The organism is Kamptonema sp. UHCC 0994 (assembly GCF_029167235.1).
Taxonomy (GTDB): Bacteria; Cyanobacteriota; Cyanobacteriia; order Cyanobacteriales; family Microcoleaceae; genus Kamptonema.
In genome coordinates this window covers 1-5,731 of the sequence record NZ_JARFTR010000063.1, presented here as the reverse complement: position 1 = coordinate 5,731, position 5,731 = coordinate 1, and the positions used below count along the sequence as shown (strand labels likewise).

4 protein-coding genes are annotated in these 5,731 nt (G+C 44.9%); 1 reads left to right on the top strand and 3 read right to left on the bottom strand.

Features of this window, described 5'->3' with window-relative positions; translation table 11 throughout:
* Positions 1 to 46: 46 nt before the first annotated feature.
* On the bottom strand, positions 47 to 1,921 hold the full coding sequence (gene ftsH4 / locus PY364_RS06115; protein WP_275521359.1) for an ATP-dependent zinc metalloprotease FtsH4: 1,875 nt from the start codon (positions 1,919 to 1,921) through the stop codon (positions 47 to 49).
* A 240-nt stretch (positions 1,922 to 2,161) separates the two neighbouring features.
* Here ftsH4 and PY364_RS06110 point away from each other — a divergent pair, with 240 nt between their 5' ends.
* A complete protein-coding gene (locus tag PY364_RS06110) occupies positions 2,162 to 2,431 on the top strand; it encodes a DUF1816 domain-containing protein (RefSeq protein ID WP_275521358.1) in 270 nt (89 codons plus the stop codon).
* Positions 2,432 to 2,590: 159 nt separating this feature from the next.
* On the opposite strand, the gene PY364_RS06105 is transcribed toward PY364_RS06110, so the two are convergent.
* A complete protein-coding gene (locus PY364_RS06105; protein ID WP_275521357.1) occupies positions 2,591 to 3,595 on the bottom strand; it encodes a J domain-containing protein in 1,005 nt (334 codons plus the stop codon).
* 500 nt (positions 3,596 to 4,095) lie between these two features.
* Positions 4,096 to 5,385, bottom strand: a complete 1,290-nt coding sequence (locus tag PY364_RS06100) for a glucose-1-phosphate adenylyltransferase (RefSeq protein ID WP_275521356.1) — start codon at positions 5,383 to 5,385, stop codon at positions 4,096 to 4,098.
* Positions 5,386 to 5,731: the final 346 nt, after the last annotated feature.

Genomic DNA, 5,731 nt, shown 5'->3' with positions numbered 1-5,731 from the left:
GCCCAGAGGGCGGCGTTACGTCAGAAGTACCTAGATTCTGACCGAACTAAACAGCAGCAGGAACATTTACAGGCTGGACTTGACCAAGTAAATTGTGTAGTGTCTCACCTTCAATTACTTCAGTTTCCAATAGTTTCGTCGCAATAGTTTCCAGCAAATCGCGATTGTTCTTCAAAATATCCAAAGCTTGAGTGTGAGCAGTTTCGACAATTTCTTTCACCTCTTTATCAATAGCATCCGCTGTCTGTTCGCTCATCTGACGGCGAGGGCTACCCATACCATCATTGAGAAACTGAGCTTGCTGACCTTTATCATAAGCCAAAGGCCCCAAAATCTTGCTCATTCCGTAAGTTGTTACCATCCGTTCCGCCAAATCAGTAGCCCGTTGCAAATCATTGGAAGCACCCGTTGTGATACTACCAAAAATAATCTCTTCGGCCGAACGTCCGCCCAAAAGTGTCGCAATTTGACCGCGAAGTTCTACTTCATCCATCAAAAATCGGTCTTCAGTTGGTAGTTGCAAAGTGTAACCTAAAGCTGCCATTCCGCGAGGAATGATTGAAATTTTTTCAACCTTGCCGCTAGTAGCAGTTAAAAAGCCAACTAAAGCGTGACCAACTTCGTGATAAGCGACAATTTTTTTCTCTTTTTCATTCATCACGCGACTTTTCTTTTCTAAGCCAGCAACCACTCGTTCTATGGCTTCGGCAAAGTCAGCTTGAGCAACAGTTTCACGCCGGTTACGAGCGGCCAATAAAGCAGCTTCATTCACCAAATTTGCCAAATCTGCCCCGGCAAAACCAGGAGTTCGAGCGGCGATTGCTTTTAAGTTAATATCTGGGCCTAGTTTAACTTTCTGAGAGTGAATGTTAAGAATAGCTTCGCGACCTGACAAATCGGGGCGGTCAACTAAAACCTGTCTGTCAAAACGTCCCGGACGTAACAAAGCTGGATCTAAACTTTCAGGGCGATTAGTTGCTGCTAGCACAATTACTGTAGTATTGCCTGCTGCAAAACCGTCCATTTCTGTTAATAATTGATTGAGAGTTTGTTCGCGTTCGTCATTACCACCATAGAAAGCACCACTACTACGAGACTTACCAATTGCATCCAATTCGTCAATGAAAATAATGCAAGGAGCCTGTTTTTTTGCTTGTTCAAATAAGTCTCGTACTCTTGCGGAACCAACGCCGACAAACAACTCTACAAATTCGGAACCAGAGATGCTAAAAAACGGAACGCCAGCTTCTCCCGCTACAGCTTTTGCTAATAGGGTTTTACCAGTACCAGGAGGCCCAACTAACAGCACGCCTTTGGGAATACGAGCTCCAATTGCTGTAAATCTGTCTGGAGTTTTGAGAAAATCAACAATCTCAACTAATTCTGTCTTAGCTTCTTCAACACCTGCGACATCAGCAAAAGTTGTTTTAGCGGATTCGCCTTCTACATAAACCTTAGCCTTGCTCTTACCAATTGAAAGAGCACCTTGAGGCCCGCCGCCACCGCCGCGACTGATAAAAAATTGCCAGATAGCAACAAAAATTAATGGCGGAACTACCCAACCTAATAAGCTGGTAAACCAGCCATTTTTAGGCGGAGGAGTTGCTGCAAATTCAACGCCTTTTTCTTCCAAAAGTTTGGGTAATTCTAAGTCAAAAATCGGTGTTGTCGTCAGCACTTGACCTGGTTTATCGGCTTCACCTTTAAGCTGGTAGCGGATTTCATTTTGACCCACAGAAACCCGTTGTACTTCTTGTTCTTGCACCTGATGGACGAACAAACTATAAGGCACTTGCGGAATTTGTGGGCCAAGTAAACTTGGTAAAAATATGTTGCCTAGTAGAAACAGACCTGATAGCAATAGTAAAATATTGCCAATCTGGCGAGAGCGCGGCGGTTGTGGTTGATCTTTAATCGCCATTGGTAATATCGATCCTTTTATTTAATTTTGTCTCGATCATTAGTGTGCCATTAATAATGCACAGAGAACTAAAGAGAACTAAGCGGATTTCCTCACTTCATTTGGTCGGTTAACCAGTATTGGCAACGATCTATGCCTAATTACGGTCACGACTAATCTCAATGTCAGCACTGGGGCAGAGGCAGCCACACTAACTGTTTTGTTAGCTTTATTGAAGTAAATACTACTTAAATAATTAAGATGCTTGGATTTTATTTATTCTTGATATACGGCATCGGGCTATGTTTGATAACTCAACCCAGCCGCCCTAAACAGCAAGGAGAATGGTGGGTAGAGGTTGTTACTGAATCGCCACGCTGTACTTACTATTTTGGCCCATTTGACAGCGATAAAGAAGCCTCAACTAACACTAATGGCTACATCGAAGATTTGGAAAGTGAGGGAGCCGAAAGAGTTAGCATTCAAATTAAGCGATGTCAGCCCAATGAACTTACAATTTGCGAGAGTTAAGTAGAAGGTAGAAGGTTTTGTAGTTTGACTTGTTAGCGTTAGTGTGCGTAGGTTCTGTTGAGGATAATTTCTGTCGGGGCTGGTTCACAAATATCTGTAATACAAACTATTGAGCTTGTAAACCTGCCCCTTGTATTTTAAAAATCAAAACTCAAAAATTTACATTAGCATCTGTTTTAAATTGCTACGGGGATTAAAACTACGATTTGCCTTGATTTTCTCATAGCATTCTCGCTCCACAGCGTTGATTTCTTTCGGTGCAACGATCGCAATTTTCACTAATTGGTCAGTGCGATCGCCTCCCTTGGGTTTGGGCCACCCTTTGCCACGCAACCTCAAAGATTGACCGGAACGAATGCCTGCGGGCACATTCACCGCCACCATCCCGTCAGGGGTGGGCACCTCAATGGAGGCTCCCAATACCGCTTCATCAGGCGTTACGGGTACTTCGCAAACCAAATTTTCACCTTCAAACTGGAAGAAGGGATGAGGCAAAATTTCTACTTTTAGGTATAAATCTCCCCTTTGCTGGGTGTAGGGATCGATTTGACCTTTTCCTTTAATCCGAATTCGGCTACCGGCTTTTACTCCCGCAGGAATGGAAACATCGCCGGTACCAACGCGCTTGGAAACACCCCGAAATGCTTCGCCAAGACTGAGGGAAATAGTTGCTTCGGTGTCGAGGGAAGTTGCAGCCGTGCGGTTATCAAACCCTGTAAAATCCTCATATCCGCCATAGCCTGTCGGCCCGCCTGGATTGGGGCGGTATGTGTAGTTCCAGTTGCCATTACGACGGCTGCCGGCAGCGGGCCCGCCAGCGCGACCAAGTAAGGTGTTAATAAATTCGTCAAAACTGGCGTATTGGCTGAAGTCAACGCCGCCAAAGTCTACATTATTGGGACTACCTGGCCATCCGCCAGGGGTTCCGGCTTGTTTCCAATATTGACCGAATTGGTCATATTTTTTGCGTTTATCGGGGTCTGATAAAACTTCGTAGGCTTCATTAACTTCTTTAAACCGGGCCTCTGCGTCTTTGTTGCCGGGATTCATGTCAGGATGGTACTTCCGGGCGAGTTTGCGGTAGGATTTTTTAATTTCATCAGCACTAGCGGTTTTGTTGAGTCCCAGAATTGCGTAATAGTCTTTGAAGTCAGTTGTAGCCATTAACCGCCCTCCTTTTAAGTAGTTGTTAGCTTAAGGTTGTTAGCAAAAATAATCGGAAATTGATAGCTTTGCTCATAATTTATTATGGCGCTATAGGAAGTCACAGGTGACATTTAGAGTAAATACTAGGCTATCAAAGGTTTTAATTGAGCTAAGTTCGGTTGTTTCTCAAGGGGCGATCGCGATCGCCGTACTCTGAACGGTAGGAGATCGGGAGATGAGGAGAGAGGGGGATGGGGAGATGGGAGATGGGGATATTGGGATGTGGAGAAGGGAAGGATGGAGGGATGGAAAAAATTACTTAATAGGACTTACGCAGGCAAGTGCCCTAATACCGCCATCTTAGCGGTGACTTTACCGCCAAGATGGCGGCGTTACGGATGGTTTATCCCGAAATCTTTCTGCCTTTTGCTATAGCATTAGTGGTTAGTTGTTAGTAGTTAACAGTTAACCCTTAACAACTAACAACTAACAACTAACTACTAACCACTAACATCTGCTTAAATGATCGTCCCATCTGCAATGATGGCATTTTTGAGGACTACAATAATGCCGCTGCGGATATAAAATCCTTGGTCTTCGCGTTCGGCTTCTTCCACTCTATCTTTATTGATAATTTGGACTTGGCGACCGATGCGGGCATTTTTGTCAACGATCGCGCGGCGAATCCTGGTATTTGCACCGATGCCAACGGGGACAGCACCTTTTTCGGAACCTGACTGCCTTTCGGCGAAAGGTTCGTAGAAGTCGGAGCCCATAATCAGGGAATCTTCGATGTTACATCCGGCTTCAATCCGCGATCGCACTCCTAATACTGAATGGTCTATCCGGCATTCTTTGAGGATGCAACCTTCAGCAATAATTGACTCGGTTACTTGGCAGTCTAACAGTTTAGATGGCGGTAAGTAACGCTGACGAGTATAAATTGGGGCTTGTTCGTCGTAGAAACTGAAAGGTGGATGAGGCTGTTTTGTGAGAGCTAAGTTAGAATCATAGAAAGCCTCAATGGTTCCGATATCTTCCCAGTACCCGTCAAATAAGTAGGCTTGAACATTATAGTCTTTGGCAGAGGCGGGAATAATTTCTTTGCCAAAATCAGTCCTTTCCGGAGATTCTTTCAGCAGTTGCATTAAAACGTCTTTGTTGAAGACATAAATCCCCATGGAGGCGATGTAAGGGTTTTCTTTAGCTTGTTCCGGTGTCAATCCCAGTTTAGTGGTATCGACTTGCATTTGTTTGAGAGCTTCGCCTTTGGGTTTCTCGCTGAAAGAGATAATACGACCGTCTTCATCGGTTTTTATTAACCCAAAGTCGGATGCACGTTTGTCATCCATCGGTAAGACAGATAGGGTGATATCTGCTTTGGTATCGAGGTGGCGTTGGACAAATTCTCGATAGTCCATCCGATAGAGGTGATCGCCTGAGAGTATCAGGTAATGGTCAATATCCCACTCTTCAAACAGCCAGAGATACTGGCGGACTGCATCGGCTGTACCCTGAAACCAGTTGGGGTTTTCTTTGGTTTGCTGGGCCGCGAGCACTTCCACAAAGCCTTCGCTGAAGCCTGCGAAGTTGTAGGCGCGGGAGATGTGGCGGTTGAGGGATGCTGAGTTGAATTGAGTTAGGACGTATATTTTGAGTATTTCTGAGTTAATGCAGTTGCTTACGGGGATGTCGATCAGGCGGTATTTGCCTGCGAGGGGGACGGCGGGTTTGGCCCGTAGTTTGGTAAGCGGGTAAAGGCGGGTGCCTACGCCGCCGCCGAGGATGATGGCTAAGACTTTTTTCACGGAATTTCCTCCTGACTGCCGGTGATCTCTCATTGTCCAGTGTCGGATGGTGAGGGATCGTTGACAAGGGGGGAGGGGAAGAAGTTATATCATTTGCTGTAGTTACAATTGTTCTGGGTTGATTCCCTGTTCTCGTAACTTTTCTAGTAATGTTGGGTCTTCCGTACTTACTGTGCTAAAATATTAGGTGAATGCCAAAAAAGTAAAGCTCTAACTTGAAAGGAGTGCATAATTTTTACAAGCGGTGAGGCTGATTGCACTTGTAATAATTTTGTTTTTTGTTCCCGCAACAAGTCAGACTCAGCCTTTAAAAGTATATATTTACTACCTTTCAAACTACCAAATA